General features: G+C 30.3%; 13 protein-coding genes. 6 read left to right on the top strand and 7 right to left on the bottom strand.

Going from position 1 to position 19,710, the window contains the following annotated elements:
* Positions 1 to 31: 31 nt before the first annotated feature.
* Positions 32 to 664 (bottom strand): NAD(P)H-dependent oxidoreductase, encoded by a 633-nt coding sequence (locus tag MED152_RS04910; RefSeq protein WP_015480753.1) that lies wholly within the window; start codon positions 662 to 664, stop codon positions 32 to 34.
* Positions 665 to 774: 110 nt separating this feature from the next.
* Between MED152_RS04910 and MED152_RS04905 the strand changes: the two genes are divergently transcribed.
* Entirely contained in the window at positions 775 to 2,046 is a 1,272-nt protein-coding gene (locus MED152_RS04905; protein ID WP_015480752.1) for a DUF2851 family protein, read from the top strand.
* A gap of 3 nt (positions 2,047 to 2,049) precedes the next feature.
* Here MED152_RS04905 and MED152_RS04900 read toward each other — a convergent pair whose 3' ends face one another.
* The 6 genes from MED152_RS04900 to uvrA form a co-directional block, all read right to left on the bottom strand.
* Positions 2,050 to 4,473 carry a zinc-dependent metalloprotease gene (locus MED152_RS04900; RefSeq protein ID WP_015480751.1) on the bottom strand — a complete coding sequence of 808 codons (2,424 nt, stop codon included), beginning with the start codon at positions 4,471 to 4,473 and terminating at the stop codon, positions 2,050 to 2,052.
* 122 nt (positions 4,474 to 4,595) lie between these two features.
* Positions 4,596 to 7,049, bottom strand: a complete 2,454-nt coding sequence (locus MED152_RS04895) for a thiamine pyrophosphate-dependent enzyme (RefSeq protein ID WP_015480750.1) — start codon at positions 7,047 to 7,049, stop codon at positions 4,596 to 4,598.
* Between the two features lie 144 nt (positions 7,050 to 7,193).
* A complete protein-coding gene (locus MED152_RS04890) occupies positions 7,194 to 10,001 on the bottom strand; it encodes an aminopeptidase (RefSeq protein ID WP_015480749.1) in 2,808 nt (935 codons plus the stop codon).
* 1 nt (position 10,002) lies between these two features.
* Entirely contained in the window at positions 10,003 to 11,280 is a 1,278-nt protein-coding gene (locus MED152_RS04885) for a T9SS type A sorting domain-containing protein (RefSeq protein WP_148284797.1), read from the bottom strand.
* A 4-nt stretch (positions 11,281 to 11,284) separates the two neighbouring features.
* The gene (locus tag MED152_RS04880; RefSeq protein ID WP_015480747.1) at positions 11,285 to 11,992 is read right to left on the bottom strand and encodes a TIGR00730 family Rossman fold protein; all 708 of its coding nucleotides are present in this window, start codon (positions 11,990 to 11,992) and stop codon (positions 11,285 to 11,287) included.
* A 54-nt stretch (positions 11,993 to 12,046) separates the two neighbouring features.
* Positions 12,047 to 14,869, bottom strand: a complete 2,823-nt coding sequence (gene uvrA / locus MED152_RS04875) for an excinuclease ABC subunit UvrA (RefSeq protein ID WP_015480746.1) — start codon at positions 14,867 to 14,869, stop codon at positions 12,047 to 12,049.
* A gap of 100 nt (positions 14,870 to 14,969) precedes the next feature.
* Here uvrA and MED152_RS04870 point away from each other — a divergent pair, with 100 nt between their 5' ends.
* The 5 genes from MED152_RS04870 to MED152_RS04850 all read left to right on the top strand — a co-directional run bounded on the left by MED152_RS04870 (position 14,970) and on the right by MED152_RS04850 (position 19,705).
* Positions 14,970 to 15,206, top strand: coding sequence for a PspC family transcriptional regulator (locus tag MED152_RS04870; protein WP_015480745.1), 237 nt, complete (start codon positions 14,970 to 14,972; stop codon positions 15,204 to 15,206).
* 2 nt (positions 15,207 to 15,208) lie between these two features.
* Positions 15,209 to 16,207 carry a TrkA family potassium uptake protein gene (locus MED152_RS04865; RefSeq protein ID WP_015480744.1) on the top strand — a complete coding sequence of 333 codons (999 nt, stop codon included), beginning with the start codon at positions 15,209 to 15,211 and terminating at the stop codon, positions 16,205 to 16,207.
* Entirely contained in the window at positions 16,208 to 17,107 is a 900-nt protein-coding gene (locus MED152_RS04860; RefSeq protein WP_015480743.1) for an SDR family oxidoreductase, read from the top strand.
* An 88-nt stretch (positions 17,108 to 17,195) separates the two neighbouring features.
* Complete coding sequence (locus MED152_RS04855) at positions 17,196 to 18,788, top strand: sodium:alanine symporter family protein (RefSeq protein WP_015480742.1); 1,593 nt, start codon at positions 17,196 to 17,198, stop codon at positions 18,786 to 18,788.
* A gap of 11 nt (positions 18,789 to 18,799) precedes the next feature.
* Entirely contained in the window at positions 18,800 to 19,705 is a 906-nt protein-coding gene (locus MED152_RS04850) for a helix-hairpin-helix domain-containing protein (protein WP_015480741.1), read from the top strand.
* The last annotated feature ends 5 nt before the right edge of the window (positions 19,706 to 19,710 follow it).

Here is a 19,710-nt window from a genome sequence, read left to right as displayed (position 1 = left end):
AAAGCCTTCTTTATAAAGAAGGCTAGCTATTTTAGTTAAATTCTATGACAACATCATCAGTATTTTTTCTCACCTTTTTAAGGTCTTTCATATAATCATCATCTGCTCTAAAACCAACTGGTAACGCTAAGGTTGATGTTAAGTTTTTTTCATGTAAGCCTAAAACTTCATCATATTTTTCGGGTATAAAACCTTCCATTGGGCAAGCATCAATTTTTTCTAAAGCACAAACTGTAAGTAAATTACCTAAGGCTAAATAAGCTTGATTTTTGTTCCAGCTTAATAATTCTTCTTGCGATTTTTTATCAATCTCTGCTGTTAAGAATTCTTTAAATGGTTTTATAATTTCAATAGGTGTATTTCTAACTTCTTGAACTAAATTAAAATAGCCTTCAACCTCATTTTTCGAAAAATTAGTAGGAATACAAATTACCAATAGGTGAGAGGCTTCTAAAACTTGTGGTTGATTCCATGAATGCGCAACCAATTCTTTTTGAATTTCTTTATTTTTTATGACCAAAAGCTTTAAAGGCTGCAAGCCATAAGAGGTAGCTGTTAGGTTAAAAGCTTCTTTAAGAAGGTTTATTTGCTTTTGGCTAAGAAATTTTTCTTTATTAAATTTCTTAACAGCATATCTCCAATTTAAACTTTCTATTGTGTTCATCTTTTTTATTTAGACTGCAAAAATAGTGCATAAAACGCAATACGTTTTGCTATAATCATTGCTTAAATTTATGAGCTTATAAATTTTTTGTACATTGAAAATAAAAAGCGATGAAAGAAGAATTCTTGTATTACGTTTGGCAATACAAACTTTTCTCTAACTCTAAATTATACACAGCACAAAATGAATTAATTGAGATAAAAAAGGCAGGAACTTTAAATAAAAATGAAGGTCCAGATTTTTTAAATGCTCAATTAATTATTGATAGTCAATTGTGGGCTGGTAATGTGGAAATGCTTGTAAAAGCTTCAGATTGGTATTTGCATAAACATGAAACAGATGCTAATTATGATGCAGTTATTTTACATGTGGTTTGGGAAAATGATGCGATTATATATACTCAAAATAATGCACCATTAGCTACATTAGCACTTAAAGATTATGTTGCCAATTCAGTATTGAAGAATTATAATAATTTACTTTATACGAACAAGTATTGGATTCCTTGTGAAAGTCAATTGCAAACACTTGATTCTTTTTTAGTAAAAAATTGGCTGGAGCGTTTGTATTTTGAAAGGTTAGAGCAAAAGGCAATTGGAATAGAAGCGTTATTAATTGATCTTAAATTTGATTATGAAGCAGTATTATTTCAATTAATAGCTAAAAACTTTGGTCTTAAAATTAATGGTGAAGCTTTTTTAGATTTGGCAAAATCTGTTCATTTTTCCATAATTCGAAAAGTGGCACATAATAAAAAAAGTCTTACTGCTTTGTTTTTTGGAATGGCAGGATTTTTAACTAAAGATATTGAAAATGAATATTACCAATCTTTAGTAGTAGAATTTAATTATCTAAAACACAAATTTCAATTAACACCTAAGACCAGTAATATTTTCCAATTTTTTAGAATGAGGCCTTCAAATTTTCCAACAATCAGAATTGCACAATTGGCAGCCTTATTTTCTGAACATCAGAATTTATTTTCTAAGCTAATGAATATTGATAAAAAAGAAGATTTTTACAAATTGTTCTCTTTCAATTTAGATGATTTTTGGAAAGTGCATTATACTTTTGAAACTTCATCAAAAAAATCAGCTAAGAAACTAACCAAGTCTTTTATCGATTTAATTTTAATAAATACGATTGTTCCTTTACAATTTGTTTATTTAAAAAATAGAGGAGAGGTTAATGAGGAAACTTTTTTAAGTTTAATTCAACAAGTATCGTCTGAGAAGAATAATATCATTTATAAGTTTTCTGATTTAGGAATAACTGCTAAAAATGCTATGGAAAGTCAGGCATTACTGCAGCTTAAAAACAACTATTGCACAGAAAAGCAATGCTTAAACTGTGCAATAGGTAATAATTTGTTAAGAAGTTAATGCTTAATTAGGATTTAAAGCTTCCTTAATTTTTGCTATACAATCTCTATAATGGTATCTGGTAATTCTATTCACCTTTCTGTTTTTTGCAAGTGTTAATTGAAAGTTTAGTGATTCTAATTCACCTCTAACAATAGAATTAATATCTGCATGTTGTGCGTTTTTAGAGTTAAGTAAGTAGCTCATTCTGTCAATAAACGATTTCTGTAAATTACGTCTAAACACATCTACATTTCTTGTATAATTTGCTTCTTTAAAAATTCCGTTTCTTAAATCTCTAATCATGTCAATCGCTTGGTATGTTGTAGGTTCAATAACAGAAGCATCAATCATTCTTTCTAATTTTGATTTGTTTAATAAACCATTTAGCTGCCTGTTTTGTAAACGTAACATTCTGTTGGTATAACCACTCTCATCAATGTTTGCTAAGATTTTATCATCTAGCAGCCAATCTTGCGTTTGAAATGCATTTTCTTGCAACCAAACCATGGCTTCTTTTTGTTTTTCTTTAGAAACCGATTTGTATACAAAACCATTCTGGGTTGGTTTTTTATTGTATTCATAAATTCCTCCAATATTTCCAGAAACATGCCCTACATATCTGCTCCAAACACCCAGTAATTCACCATACAATTCTGATAAATCTTCATAGTTATTGGTTTGATTTGAGGTCCAAGCAGGTAGATTATTAGCAACTATTTTAAGGTTTTTTATACCATAAGTAGATGCCTTTACTTGATCATTTCCTATACCTTCTGTTTGTGCTGATGGGTCAAAACGTTGACCACCAAACCTGTAAATAGGATCGTTAGCTTTACTTTCAATCCATTTATCTAAAGTTTTAACTTCATCTTCTGGGTTTTTAGCCCAAGAAAGTTTACGATACCCCCAATTGATGGCATAATGATCATAAGGTCCTAATTGACGAATAAATCTAATGTTTTCATCTCCAGGTTGTGCTACATAATTATAACGAGCATAATCCATAATTGTAGCAGCAATTCCCATTTTCTGTGTGAATTTTCCAGAACGTAAAGAATCTACAGGGTATGCATAACTAGCTGCCATATTATGAGGTAACCCAAGTGCATGACCAACTTCGTGTGAAATTACCATACGCATCATTTCACCAATTTCTTCTTCAGGTGTATCTAAAGTTCTTGCAGAAGGGTTTGCAGCCCCAGTTTCTAATAAATATCTATTTCTATATGAGCGTAAATGGTTGTGATACCAAATAATATCGCTCTCTAAAATTTCTCCTGTTCTTGGGTCAGAAACACTTGGCCCTGTTGCGTTTCTAGTTGTACTGGCAACATATCTAATAGATGAATAACGAACATCTTCCATACTAAATTCTGGATCTTCTTCTTTAGTTGGTGCATACTTAGCCATAATTGCATTTTTAAACCCAGCTGTTTCAAAAACTTTTTGCCAATCGTCTACACCCTGCTTAATAAATTTCTTTAATTTATCTGGAGTTGCAGGATCTAAATAATATACAATAGGTTTAATTGGCTCTACCAATTCTCCACGATTATAAGCGTCAATATCTTTTGGCTCAAGCCTCCATCTTCTAATATATCTTTTGGAATCTGCTTTTAAAGCTTCAGAGCTGTAATCTACATTTCCAATAGAAAAATATCCAACTCGTTTATCGTAAATTCTAGGCATCATTTTATCTTCTGGTAAAACAATCATAGATTGATTTACACGAATTGTAATAGTATTCGTTCTAGAATTGCTAGGAGGTGCATCTGCATCAAAAGTAAAATCTTGCACTACTTCTATATTGTTTGGGTAACTTTTAATTGAGTTGATAAAACTTCTAGACGCATCTAATCTTCTCACTTTATACGTTCTTCTATATCTTGCAGGTAAAGCAGAAATTGCTTTAATATCTGAAGTAAAGAACTTAGTTATATCTACTAAAACTGATGTAGAATCTGTATTTTCTGTTTTAACGTCAAATGCATAAATTATAGGTTCTAAATTGTTAGCTTTTACAGATTTGTAAATGGGTAAAGAGTCATTTGCAACTGCATTATAAGACTTTACTTTTAATAAAATTTTGTTTTGGAATTTTTCCCAAACTACAACTTGTGTATTTATTTTTGAACCAGCGTTTACATAACCACCACCTAAACCTGCAGGAATATCTTTAATTCTGGTAACCAATAACATTTCTTTTCCAAAATGAGTTTTTGGAATTTCGTACATAAATTTTCCATTGTTGTTATGTACTTTAAATAAACCATCATCGGTTTTTGTGCTTGATTTTACAAAATCTGAATATTTTGGTTTTTTATTCTTTTTCGGTTTTGGAGCAACTTGTTCAGTTTGTTTTTTTCTTGATTTCTTTTTTTGAGCAATAACTTCAGTTTGAAAAGAGAAGGTTAAAATCAAAGAAAATAGTAGTAGTTTTCTCATGAAAGTTTAGTTTGAATTTAAGTTTTCTAAATTAAGAAAAACTAAAAAGAAATGGAATATAGATTCTGTTAAAATAAAAATCCCAATCATTGCTGATTGGGATTTCTTTTATAATTGAAAGCTTAATATAAACTCTTGAATTTATTAGGATTAAACTCATGCATAATAGCATAAATTTTTTCAAAAATATCTTCTGAAGATGGTTTAGAAAAGTAATCACCATCTGTACCATAAGCTGGTCTATGCGCTTTTGCAGACAATGTAGCAGGTTTACTATCTAAATATTGGTATCCATTTTGTGTTTCTAAAATTTCTTGTAAAATATATGCTGAAGCTCCTCCAGGTACATCTTCATCAACCACTAATAATTTATTAGTTTTTGCAAGGCTTTTTACACAATCGTGATTTAAATCGAAAGGTAATAAACTTTGTGCATCTATAATTTCGATATCTATACCAACTTGTGCTAAATCTTTAGCTGCATCTTCTACAATTCTTAAAGTTGAACCATAAGATACTACTGTAATATCCTTACCTTCTTTAATGGTTTCCACAACTCCGATTTTAGTTTTAAAATCTCCTAAGTTTGTTGGTAGCTCTTCTTTTAATCGATAACCATTTAAACATTCTATTACTAAAGCAGGATCATCACCTTCTAAAAGTGTGTTGTAAAATCCTGCAGCTTTAGTCATATTTCTTGGTACTAAAACATGAATACCCCTCAAGCTATTAATAATAGCACCCATAGGTGAACCTGCATGCCAAATACCTTCTAGCCTATGACCTCTTGTTCTTATAATTAATGGTGCCTTTTGCTTACCATATGTTCTATAACGTAAAGTAGCCAAATCATCACTCATTATTTGAAGTGCATACAAAAGGTAATCTAAATATTGAATTTCGGCAATTGGCCTTAAACCTCTCATTGCCAAACCAATTCCTTGGCCTAAAATGGTAGCTTCTCTAATTCCTGTATCAGAAATCCTAATGTCTCCAAATTTTTCCTGTAAACCTTCTAAACCTTGATTAACATCACCAATAAAACCTGCATCTTCACCAAAGATTAGAACATCTTTGTGCTTGGTTAAAATGGCATCAAAATTGTCTCTCATAACAATTCTAGCATCTACTAGATTTTGTTCTTGAGCATACGTTGGTGCTTCTTCTAAAACTTTTAAAGCACTTGCTTCTGTTTCACTTAATAAGTGAGATGAATATTTATCATGAGCTTGAGTTAATGCATCTTTAATAAAGTTTTGCAATTCTATTTTAGCAGCAATATCTTCATCTCTAACATACCATAAACATTTTCTAGCTACAGATAAAACATCTTTTCTAGTTGGTTCTGTAATTGCATTTAAATCGTTAATGTACTTGTTGATAAAGTTTTCATTAACACTTTTTGCAGCTACTCTTTTTAGTATGTCTGAAACTTCTAAAAGTTCTGATTTTATTTCATTTAAAAAGGCATTCCATGCATTTCTTTTTGCATTGGTAACCTCTTTTTTAGCTTCTTTTTCTAGAATGATTAATTCTTCTTCACCTTCTACAAAACGTAATGTTTCTCCAGTTTCTGTTTCTAGTTCAAAATCTAAAATCCATTCGCGCATTTTAGTTAAACAGTCATGATCCTTTTCCCATTTTAAACGGTCTTGATCTTTGTAACGTTCATGAGAACCAGAGGTTGAATGACCTTGTGGTTGTGTTAATTCTTTTACATGAATTAATACTGGTACATGTTCTTCTCTTGCAATTTTAGAGGCTTTTTGATATACATCCATCAATTGAACATAATCCCAACCATTTACAACAAAAAGTTCATAACCTTTATTTTTCTCATCTCTCTGAAATCCTTTTAAAATTTCAGAAATACTTTCTTTCGTAGTTTGATGTTTTGCGTGTACAGAAATACCATATTCATCATCCCAAACATTCATAACCATTGGTACTTGCAAAACACCAGCAGCATTAATCGTTTCAAAAAATAAACCTTCACTTGTACTTGCATTACCAATTGTACCCCAAGCAACTTCATTTCCTTTATTTGAAAAATTAGTATTATGAGCTACACTTTTTTCATTTCTATAAACTTTAGAGGCTTGTGCTAAACCTAATAAACGAGGCATTTGGCCTGCAGTTGGAGAAATATCTGAACTTGAATTGTATTGTTGCGTAAGGTTTTTCCAGCTACCATCTTCTTGCAGACTGTGTGTTGCAAAATGCCCACCCATTTGTCGACCTGCAGACATTGGGTCTGCTTCAATATCTGTATGTGCATATAAACCTGCAAAAAATTGCTGAGCACTTAACTCACCAATCGACATCATAAAAGTTTGATCTCTGTAGTAACCAGATCTAAAATCTCCTTTTTGAAAAGCCTTAGCCATGGCTAATTGTGGTACTTCTTTACCATCTCCAAAAATTCCAAACTTAGCTTTACCTGTAAGTACTTCACGTCTTCCTAACAAACTACATTCTCTACTAATTTTTGCAATTTTATAATCTTGCAATACTTCTTTTTTAAAATCACTGAAAGAAATTTCTTGAGAACTCTGTGTAGCAGTTTTAGTTGACATATATTTTTAGTTTTTTACGAATGCAAAGATAGTTTTTTTAGTTGATATTTAAAAATATTTGATTTGGTTAAGAATATGTTAAAATGGACGAGATAAAACTAGGTTTTGTTGAGAATTATACAATTAAACCTCTTTTGTTTGTTATTATAGGAATCCTCTTCTAAAGAAATTGTAAATCTGGTTTACGTTGGCTGTAAGTGTAAACCTAATTTTTTGAGGATAGGCTTCTTGACTAATTTCCCAGCCATTGTTAGAGTAGATAGGAAAATAAACTTCCAAAATATTATGTATAAAGTTCAAACGGATACCATTATTGTAACCAAAATATAAGGGATTGTCTCTGTTTTTTAAAAAGGCTACATCGTTATAAAATTCAACCCATTTCCAAATACCAAAACTCGAGTTGAAAGCCATCATGTATTGATTGGCAAACCTAACTGGTAATACAGATTTAAAACCACCCTCTGCAATGATAAATTGCTGACTAAAAATTCCTGTATCTTCAGATCTACCAAAGTAGTTCAACTGAAACAAGTAGTCATTAGCTCTGTCTAAACCAAAACTAAAGTAATCTCCAGTTGAATTGTTTTTTAAGAAAGCACCCACAAAGACTCTAAAGTCTAGTTGTGTGTCTGATGATGACAAAGTTCTGTACCTAATATCTGCAGTTAATTTAGAGAATTTTGCTGCTACTTCTAAACCAAAATCATATCTAAATTCTTTTATAATATCTGGATTTACATAATTGTAACGCAAACTAAAAACACTGTAATTATCTTCGTTTGTTCTAATTTGTCCTTCAGGAATTTCTTTATCAATATGCACTAATTTTGCTCTAATCGATTCTGATGTTGCATCTCGTAAACTTTTTCTTTTAAATATAACATTCACAAAAGGAAGCAAAGATTGGTAACTTAAGTTAGGTGCATAATCTAAATTTACACCAGAAATACCATACATAATTTTGTAAATCTTGGTTTTTTCGAAATATTGATTATATACCCCAGAAAAAGAACCAATTATACTATTGCTTTTAAAAGCATAAGAAGGTTTAAATGCAAATTCGAAATTACGTTTAATTAAAGCCTTGTTGTGTAGTTTTACACCAAGAATAATTCCATTATAAAAATTATAGCCAAAGCTTGGTTGGTAAAAAACTTGATTATAGTAAGAATCATTTACATCTTTAATTAAACTCATTTTTAATGGTTTGTTAAAGATTTTATTTTCGAGACTTTTCCAGTTGTCAAAGGTGTTTAATTCTGGATAATAATTTTCATAGTTTAAGGCCACTTTATTTATGCCTTCTTTAGGAATATTTACAGTGTCTAATTTGTCAATATCATTTACCCATTTTTTATATTTAATTTCACGATCGTTTAAACCGTATAATAAAACAGGTGTGGTAATATTTCTTTTATTTTTAATAGAAACAGCTATACTGTCGTCTTTAATTTGTACATCTTTAATGGTGTAATCTATCTTTTTATTTGTTTGGATAAAATCGGCAAAAAACCAATCTATTTCTTTGTCTGTTTTAGATTTTATCAATTTTTTAAAATCAGAACTAGCAACAATTGTATTTCTGTTTTCTTGATAAAATTCTTTAATACTGCTGTTCAATAAGCTATCTCCTAAATAACCTTTTAAATATTTAAAAGCCAAACCAGCTTTGTATCTGTTTGCTATTTTTCTATTAAAATTTGATAAAGAATCTGCTGATGTTGTAAGTGCTTGATCTAAAAACCTTCTTGAACTAAATTGATATACTAAAGGATATTTATCGTTAAACTCTAATTTAGATAAATTAAAAGATCTTAGAAACCAATAATCTGAATAACGTCCTAAAAGTTTTGTGTTTGGGTAGGTTTGCTCTATATATTCTAACATTAAATAATTATGCAAACCGTCTAAAAACCAGTAATCTTTTCGCTTGTTAAACAGTAAAGTGTTCTCAATAAATTTTCTACTAAGGGCTTTAAATAAAGTGAAATCCCATTTAAAATTTTCTGGAAATGGACTTAAAAAATCTGGTAATTGGCTCAACCCGTGAACAGGGTCTTTGCTCTGTGTAATTCTATCAATATAAATTTCATTGTAAGGATATTTGCCTAAAAATTTTTCTATGAATTTTAACTGTTTGTTTAAGATTTCTGTAGATACTTTTTGTGTGATATCATCATCAGAAATATCTGTGTAAACATTAATGTTATTTGTTTTATATACAGTATAAATTTTCTTTTTATTAATACTTAAAATAACATCAGTTTTGCTTTTGCCTATTAAATAATAATCGTCTGTACGTTCCTTTTCTGTTTTGTATTGGTATAAAGTACTTTCTAAAACATAACCTTTAGGTACACTCATTTGAATATCAAAATCTGTTGCTTTTTCGTACAAATCATCAATATTTAAATTGCTCATAAGTTCCCAACCTTCATGATAAACTGCTGGAGTTATATACCAAAATCTTAAATGATAACCATTTTCTGTTTTTCCATAACCTGTAAATTCTGCACTTGGAATTTTAATCGTGTAAGTGATGTTAATTTTTACAGTATCATTCTGTTTTAAAGGTTTTGATAATTCTATTTTAAGAATATCTGCTCTATCTTCTACCTCTTTAAAAAAGATGTTTTCGAAGTCTACGCTTAAGTTTTTAATGTTGCTGTAACCTAATTTGTAGGCAGGAGCAAAGTATAAGTTTTTGTTGTAGTCTTTGATGAACCTTTTAGAAAGTGGAGTTTTTCTATCTCTAAAACTATTGGCCCAGTTGTGAAGGTAAATATTACTTAAAATTGAATCTGAACTATTATAAAAAAGTATTTCTTGCTGGACAAGTATTTGGTTTTCAAGTGGATTTAAAGAAGCTTTAATCTTAATAGCATTCTGTTGCGAAAAACATGCAACGCAAAAGAAAATGCCAAATAAGATATTAAAAACTTGTTTCAAATTAAATTTTTATAAATTTCTGAACTTTATAGTTGTCTATTTTAATGTAATAGACCCCTTTTTTAAGGGTTTCAGTATCAATTTTTAAAGTTTTCGAATTTACATTTTTTAAATGAATTATTTTCTGACCAAGTTGATTATAAATAAAAATTCGATTTACTTTTTCAGATACATTGAATTGAAGGTTATTCTTGACAATATTTGAGCTTAAAAAGCTAACGCCTTCATTACGTTCTACACTTAAAGCACTTGGATTAAATTCCATTTCTAAAGTTATAGGCAAATGATCGCTAAAAAAGTACAATGCATTTCTTAGATTTTGAGAAAATTCGCCTGTACAAGTTGAATTACTGACAAATGAATTGTAACAATTACTGTTGTTGCCTACTGTTTTATAGCTATCAGGTTTGTAAGAAAGAGTAGAGCTAGTGGTAAAATTTTTAGACATCATTATAAAATCAAACCTATCATCCATTCCACCTCCAGAGCCATCGCCATTTACTTGGCCATTTCTCGTAGATTGAGAGTGCACATCAGCAAAAGATTCGTTGTTCCAGAAATAAGTTGAGTCGAAATTGTTTTCATTAAAATAATCTACACCATCATTTGGAAAAGATGGGCAAAGTCTATTTATAGGATCGATTAGTTGAATCGAATTATTCTCGTCAATAATTTTTTGAAAACCAGGCTCGTTGCTTGTGTAAAAGTTAAAATCTCCAGCAAATAACACAAAACTATCTTTAGGTAATCTGTCTAATTCTCTTGTGAAATTTTCTACAGAATTTAGTCTTTTCTCCATATTATCAAACCCTCTAGAGGCTTTAAGATGCGTTACAAAAACTTCAATTCTTACATTTTCATTATTGTCATCTTCGCTTTTTACAATAAAAGTATAATGATTAATGTCTCTGATACCTGTAGGAATTACCTCATTAAACTCTAATTCTAGTTTGTTAGAATTGTAGTAAATCATTTGTAAAAGACCTGTTGCTGGTGATTCACTTGGTTTAAATTCTGCCTTCTTAAAGTTAGCATTAAAAGGTAAAATAGCATTGTCAAACATATAGTTTGAGGCTATTTCATTCTTTAACTCACAAATCATAAAAATGTCTGGTTGCAAATCATCTAAAATGGTTTTTAGATAAGGAGTACGTTCCTGACTTTGTGTGTCTGAATTATAGTTTAAGGTGTTGTAAAACATGGCTTTAATGTTTGTTTGACCGTTTAAAAGTGATGCAAAACAAACAAATAAAACAAGCAGATGCTTCTTTAGAAACATGGGTTTAGAAGTTTGGTTTCAACTTATATTTAGCATAGAATTTATTAAAGTGCTCTACAGCTTCCTCTGCTGTATCTACAACTCTAAACAAACTCAAATCTTCTAATCCTATATTTTTTTCTGTAATTAATGTGTCTTTGATCCAATCTAATAAGCCACTCCAAAATTTAGAACCAACCAATACAATAGGAAAACGACCTATTTTTTTAGTTTGTATTAAAGTGATTGCCTCAAAAAGTTCATCCATAGTTCCAAATCCACCAGGCATTACTACAAAACCTTGAGAGTATTTTACAAACATTACTTTACGAACAAAGAAGTAATCAAAATCTAAACTTTTACCAGGATCTATCCATGGATTATCATGTTGTTCGAAAGGCAATTCTATGTTTAGACCTACAGAAAGACCTTTACCTCTATTGGCACCTTTGTTACCAGCTTCCATAATTCCTGGTCCTCCACCTGTAATCACTCCAAAACCAGCTTGCGTTAATTGAAAACCAATTTCTTCTGCTAACTTATAATAAGGATGGTCTGGTTTTGTTCTTGCAGATCCAAAAATGGAAACGCAAGGCCCAATTTTACTTAAACGTTCATAACCTTCTACAAACTCAGCCATAATTTTAAAAATGGCCCAAGAGTCATTGGTTTTAATTTCGTTCCAAGTTTTTTGTTGAAGTTTTTCTCTTATTTTTCTATCGTCGTTATTCATAAGTCTTTTTTTTTAAGGCTTGCTAAATTAGTTAATTAAAGCTTATTTAAAAGTTTAATTTAATTCCTTCTTTAAAAATTTAGCTGTGTAGCTTGTTTTGTGTTTTGCAACTTGTTCTGGAGTACCTTTGGTTAAAATTTTACCACCTTTTTTACCACCTTCCATACCAACATCAATAATGTAATCTGCTAGTTTAATTACATCTAAATTATGTTCTATAATAAGTACAGTGTTTCCTTTATCAGCTAGTTTGTTAAGCACATCCATTAAAACACGTATATCTTCAAAATGTAATCCTGTAGTAGGTTCATCAAGAATATAAAAAGTGTTTCCAGTATCTCTTTTAGATAATTCTGATGCTAACTTAATTCGCTGAGCTTCACCACCAGAAAGTGTTGTTGATTGTTGGCCAAGGGTTATATAACCTAGCCCAACATCCTTTATTGTTTTTAATTTTCTATGAATTTTAGGAATGTTTTTAAAGAAATCTGTAGCATCTTCTATGGTCATTTCTAAAACATCAGAAATTGATTTTCCTTTGTAACGTATTTCTAAAGTTTCTCTGTTAAATCGTTTTCCTTGACAAGTTTCACACTCAACTTGTACATCAGGTAAAAAGTTCATTTCAATAACTCTAACTCCTCCTCCTTGACAAGTTTCGCATCTACCACCTTTTACGTTAAATGAAAAACGACCTGGTTTGTAACCGCGAATGGCAGCTTCTGGAGTTTTTGCAAACAAGCTACGAACTTCATCAAAAGTTTTTGTGTATGTTGCTGGGTTAGATCTTGGTGTTCTACCAATTGGAGATTGATCTATATCAATTACTTTATCTACGTGTTCTAAGCCTTCAATTTTTTTGAAAGGCATAGGTTTTTTAACTCCTCTATAAATATGCGCATTTAATATAGGGTAGAGGGTTTCGTTAATTAAAGTCGATTTTCCACTACCAGAAACTCCAGTAACACAAATCATTTTCCCTAAAGGAAACTCAACAGAAACATTTTTTAAATTGTTACCTGAAGCACCTTTTAGTGTGATAGATTTTCCATTTCCTTCTCTACGTTTTTTAGGAACCTCAATTTTTTTTCTGCCTGTTAAATAATCTGTGGTTAATGTTTCGTTTTTTATGATGTCTTCATAAGTGCCAATACTTACAATTTCTCCTCCATGCTTTCCTGCACCAGGCCCAATGTCTAAAACATAATCTGCTTTTTTCATCATATCCTCATCATGCTCAACTACCAAAACAGAATTACCAACATCTCTTAATTTTACAAGAGAGTCTATTAGTTTTTGATTGTCTCTTTGATGTAAACCAATACTTGGTTCATCTAAAATATAGAGTACACCTACCAATTGTGAACCAATTTGGGTAGCTAATCTTATTCTTTGTGCTTCACCACCAGAAAGTGATTTAGATGTTCTGTCTAAAGTTAAATAATCTAAACCAACATCTAATAAAAACTGAATTCGAGTTCTTATTTCTTTTAGTATTTCTGATGCAATTGTGTTTTGTTTTTCGGAAAGAAATTGTTCTATATTTTCAAATAATTTAGCCAATTCTGTAACATCCAATTGGGCTAAATCACTAATGTTTTTATCAGTAATTTTAAAATGTAGCGCTTCTTTTTTTAAACGTTTGCCTTCGCAAGTTTTACAGGTAACTTCATCCATAAAACCCTTTGCCCAACGTTTTATAGAGGTGCTTTCAGCATTATTGTACTGATTATCTATGAATGAAATAATGCCTTCAAAATCAATCTTATAATTTCTGGTAACTCCAGCAACTTTAGATTCTATATTAAAAGATTCATTGCCACCATTTAAAATAATGTTTAAAGCGTCTTCAGGAATATCTTTAATGGCATCTGTTAATTTAAATTGATAACGTTCTGCAATATTTTGAATTTGCTTAAAAATCCAGCTGCTTTTTTGTTCTCCTAAAGGAGCTATACCACCTTTTTTAATAGAAATATTATCATCAGGAATTACTTTTTTAAGATTAATTTCTTGAGTTGTGCCTAGGCCATTACAAGTAGCACAAGCACCTTTAGGTGAGTTAAATGAGAATGTATTTGGTTCAGGATTTGGATATGCAATTCCTGTTGTTGGGCACATTAATTCTCTACTAAAATAACGAGGTTTTTCATCATCAACATCAATAACCATCATTATATTATTACCCGAATACAATGCTGTTTTTATGGTTTCTTCTAGTCTTTTTTCTGATTTTTCATTCACCAAAAGACGATCGATTACTACTTCTATATCATGCGTTTTGTACCTGTCTAAACGCATGCCTTTTTCTATTTCTCTAATTTCACCATCAACTCTTACTCTAACAAAGCCTTGTTTAGATATTTGCTCAAAAAGTTCTCTATAATGCCCTTTTCTAGATTTAATTAATGGCGCTAAAACTGCAATTTTTTTGTTGGCGAAATCAGTAGTAATTAATTGCTTAATTTGCTCATCAGAATAACTTACCATTTTTTCTCCAGTGTTGTAAGAGTAGGCATCTGCTGCCCTTGCAAAAAGAAGTCTTAAAAAATCGTAAATTTCTGTAATGGTACCAACAGTAGATCTTGGACTTTTATTTGTTGTTTTTTGTTCTATAGAAATTACTGGAGATAGGCCATCAATTTTATCTACATCAGGTCTTTCTAAACCTCCCAAAAATTGACGTGCATAAGCAGAAAACGTTTCTATGTAACGTCTTTGACCTTCAGCATAAATTGTATCGAAAGCTAAAGATGATTTTCCACTACCACTTAAACCAGTTATTACAACCAGTTTTTCTCTAGGAATTTTTACATCAATATTTTTTAAATTATGTGCTCTTGCTCCGTAAACTTCTATGTATTCTTGATCTTTCAAATAAGGTGTTTTTTGCAAAACAACAAAGTTAAGGATTCCTAAGCATTTTTAATTTAAAACTGAAGAACAAAAATCATTAGAATTGTTATCTTGCATTAAAATGAAAAACAACAAGTTTATACATACAATTCGTCATTTTTTTGAAAGACATGGTTTTGGTTTTTTTCAAAGATTAGCAGATAGATTAGGAATGCGTGCTAAAAACGTACGTATCTATTTTATCTATGTTACGTTTTTTACTGTAGGTTTATCTTTTGGGTTTTATCTAACCTTTGCTTTTGCAATGAAATTAAAAGATTTAATTTATACAAAAAGAAGCTCTGTATTCGATTTATAATTATGCGTGTTTTAGATTCAAAAATCAATAGAATTGTTTTTCTAATATTATCTGTTTTAGGTACAGGAACTATTGGTTATATGGTTTTGTCTAAATATTCTTTTGTAGACGCATTGTATATGACTGTAATAACTGTAACAACAGTTGGTTTTAGTGAGGTTAAACCTTTTACACCTCAAGATAAAATATTTACCATTTTCTTAATTTTAACAAGTATTTTTATTTTAGGTTATGCAGTATCTACTTTTTCTGAATATTTGGTAAGTGGTAAGTTATTTGATTATTTTAAACATAGAACAGTGGAGAAAAAAATAACGAAATTAACAGGACATTCAATTGTTTGTGGTTATGGAAGAAATGGAAGACAAGCCATTGTAAAATTGATGAATTACAATAAAGAATTTGTTGTAGTCGAAAGAAACAAAGAACTTGTTGAAGAAATTGAAGCTGCTGGGCATTTATGTATTCAAGGTGATGCTACTTTAGATGAAACTTTAATAGCAGCTGGTATTTTAGAAGCAGATAATTTAATTACGGCTTTACCTTCAGATGCAAATAATTTATTTGTGGTGCTGAGTGCAAGGCAATTAAATAGTCAAATGAAAATTATTAGTAGAGCATCGAATGAAAGTTCTTATAGTAAACTTAAAATTGCAGGTGCAGATAATGTAATTATGCCAGATAAATTAGGAGGAGATCATATGGCTTCTTTAGTAACTACTCCAGATGTAATAGAGTTTGTAGATCGATTAACAATTGAAGGCGAAACAACTGCTAATTTAGAAGAGATTATTGTAGATGATTTGCCACAAAAATATAGAGGTAAAACAATATTAGATTTAGATTTAAGAAGGCAAACAGGGTGTACAGTAATTGGTTTTAGAAATCCAGATAAAGATTATGTGATAAACCCAGAAGCATCTACTGTTTTGGTTGATAGTGCTCACCTAATTGTTTTAGGTAGGCCAGAACAAATAATGAAATTAAGAGAATTGTTTTAAATGATTAAAATTGTAATAACAGGCAGTAATGGTTTATTGGGTCAATCTCTTTTAAATTTATTGCTGAAGGAGAATGATAAATATGATGTTTATGGTTTTTCTAGAGGAGTGAATAGAAGTGGTAGAAATGATTTTCAATACATTTCAATAGATATTACCAATAAAAGTCAGCTTACTGAAGAACTACTAAAAATTAAGCCAGATTATATCATAAATACAGCTGCAATGACTCAAGTTGATGCGTGTGAAAATGATAAAGCAAAATGTGATATTTTAAATGTTGAGGTTGTAGGGTGGTTGGCAGTTATTTGTCAAGAATTAAGTGCGCATTTAATTCATATTTCTACAGATTTTATTTTTGATGGTAAAAAAGGTTGGTATAAAGAAATAGATGAACCTAATCCATTAAGCTATTATGGCTTGTCTAAATTAAAGTCAGAACAGGTTTTAGAAAAATCGAACATTAATTATACCATTTTAAGAACCATTTTGGTGTATGGTAAAGTGTTTGATATGAGCAGAAGTAATATTGTGCTTTGGGTTAAAGAGTCTCTAGAAAACAAAAGAGAAATAACTATTGTAGATGATCAATATAGAACCCCAACCTATGTAGAAGATTTAGCTTTGGCTTGTAAAATTTCTATGGATAAGAATGCAACAGGTATTTTTAATATCTCATCTTCAGAATTGTTAAGTATTTTTGATATTGCAAAGCAAATTGCAGCAGTTTTTAATTTAGATGATTCTTATATAAAATCAATTTCTACTGCAACATTAAATCAAACTGCAAATAGACCAATTAAAACAGGGTTTGATTTATCAAAAACAAATAAAGAACTCAACTTCTATCCAAAGACATTTAAAGACGATTTACAGAGATTTAAAGAAACCTTAATGTAAAAATCATATTTAACGTATAAAAGTTGTCAAAACTTCAATTTTTTAAGATATTGCGCCTTACTAATTCAAAATCTAACATAGATATATTATGAAGAAAAAATTTCTTTCATTACTTTTTTTAGCAGTTCCATTATTTACAATCGCCCAAGAAAAAGGCTTAGATCAGCAAATTGATGAAGCTTTTGGTAGCGCAACAGGATGGTTCGTAGACTTTATTTTTTATCAAATTCCATTTACAGATACAATTAGCATTTATTGGGTATTGTTCCCTCTAATATTAGGAGCTATGTATTTTACTTTCTATTTCAATTTTATCAACTTTAGAGGTTTCTTTACTTCTGTAAATATTGTAAGAGGTAAATACGATGGTTTAGAAGGAAAAGGTGAAGCAAAAGCAATAGAAGTAGATGGTAATGTGTCTACCACAGATACAGGTGATAACCCTGACACTGTAAGAGTTGAAGGTCATGATGGAGAGGTTTCTCATTTCCAAGCATTAACAGCAGCACTTTCTGCTACAGTTGGTTTAGGTAACATTGCTGGAGTTGCAATTGCAGTTTCAATTGGTGGAGCAGGAGCAACTTTTTGGATGATAATTGCTGGTTTCTTAGGTATGGCTTCTAAATTTGTAGAATGTACTTTAGGGGTTAAATATAGGGATATTGCTGCAGATGGAACCGTTTATGGTGGACCAATGTATTACTTAACTAAAGGTTTAAAATCTAAAGTATTAGGTAAAATTTTAGCAGGTGCATTTGCCATATTCGTAATTGGTGGTTCATTTGGAGGTGGTAATATGTTTCAAGTAAATCAAGCATTTCAATTAGTACAAAATATAACAGGAGGTAATGAGTCTGTTTTAGCAGGTAAAGGATGGTTGTTTGGTTTAATCATGGCTGTTTTAGTAGGTATTGTAATTATTGGTGGTATTAAGAAAATTGCTAAAGTTACAGATAAAATTGTACCCTTCATGGTAGCTATTTATGTAGGTGCTGCATTATTTGTAATTTTTGCAAACTATGATATGATTGGAGCTGCATTTGGTCAAATTTTTAATGGAGCATTTAGCCCTGAAGGAATTGCAGGTGGTGCAGTTGGAGTTTTAATTCAAGGTTTTAGAAGAGCAGCTTTCTCTAATGAAGCAGGTATTGGTTCTGCATCTATTGCACACTCAGCTGTAAAAACAAAGTATGCTGCAAGTGAAGGTATGGTTGCATTATTAGAGCCATTTATAGATACTGTTGTTGTTTGTACAATGACAGCTTTAGTATTGATTATTACTGGTTTTGTAGATCCATTAAATCCACCAGCAAATGATGCTCAAGCAATTTTATTAACGTCAAGTGCATTTGCATCATCTATATCATGGTTTCCATATGTATTAACAGTTGCTGTTGTATTGTTCGCATTTAGTTCAATGATTTCATGGTCTTACTATGGTTTTCAAGGTTGGGTTTATTTATTTGGTAGATCTAAAAAAATGGAATATACCTATAAAGTGATCTTTTGTATATTCGTAGTAATTGGTGCTGCAGCAAGTTTAGGATCAGTAATTGGTTTCTCTGATGCTATGGTTTTTGCAATGATGGTTCCAAACATGATAGGTCTAATAATATTAGCTCCTAAAGTAAAAGAAGAGCTAAAAAAATACATGAATGCTATTAAAAGTAGCGAAGCATAAGGTTTAGTTTTATGAAAATATTTAAATCCCATTTCTGGTATAACAAAAGCCAAAGAAATGGGATTTTTCTTTTAGTTGTTTTAATAGCAATTCTACAGGTCTTCATATTTTTTAAACCTTTTTCGTCTGAAGAAAAGGTAACTATAAATGATAATGATTTAATTGCTTTTCAACATAGAATTGATAGTTTAAAAATTGTTGAAATTGAAAATAGAAAGCCTAAAATATATCCTTTTAATCCAAATTATATTTCAGATTTTAAAGGCGAACAATTGGGCATGTCTCTAGAAGAGATTGATAGGTTGCACGCTTTTAGAAAATCGAATAAATTTATAAATTCAAAAGAAGATTTTCAAAAGATTACTAAAGTTTCGGATTCCTTATTAAACAAAATTTCACCCTATTTTAAATTTCCAGATTGGGTGGTAAAAAGAAATAACGCACTAAAGCAAAATCAAAATAAAAATAGGTCTAATAATGCTAATTCAACTGATAAAACAGTTGCTTACAAATTGTCTACTAATGATATAAACAAAGCAACAGCTGAAGATTTAAGGTCTATAAACGGAATTGGGCCATCATTCTCAGAAAGAATTATTAAGTATCGTTCTAAATTACAAGGTTTTTCATACCCATCTCAATTGTATGAAGTTTGGGGTTTAGAGCCAGAAATCGCAGATAAAGTATTAGCCGTTTTTAAAATAATTGAATTACCTGTAATTAAAAAACAGAATGTAAATACTGTTGAGTTCAAGCAGTTACTCAAAAATCCGTATATAGATTATGAGTTGTGTAAGAAAATATTTAATTATAGAGATGAAGTTGCAGAGCTTCAAAACATATCAGAATTAAAAAATATCAAAGGGTTTCCTTTAGATAAATATGATAGAATAGTCTTATATTTGATAGCTGAATAATAATT

The organism is Polaribacter sp. MED152 (assembly GCF_000152945.2).
Lineage (GTDB): Bacteria > Bacteroidota > Bacteroidia > Flavobacteriales > Flavobacteriaceae > Polaribacter.
Note: the sequence above shows the minus strand (reverse complement) of the source record. Positions and strands in the feature narration are given on the sequence as shown.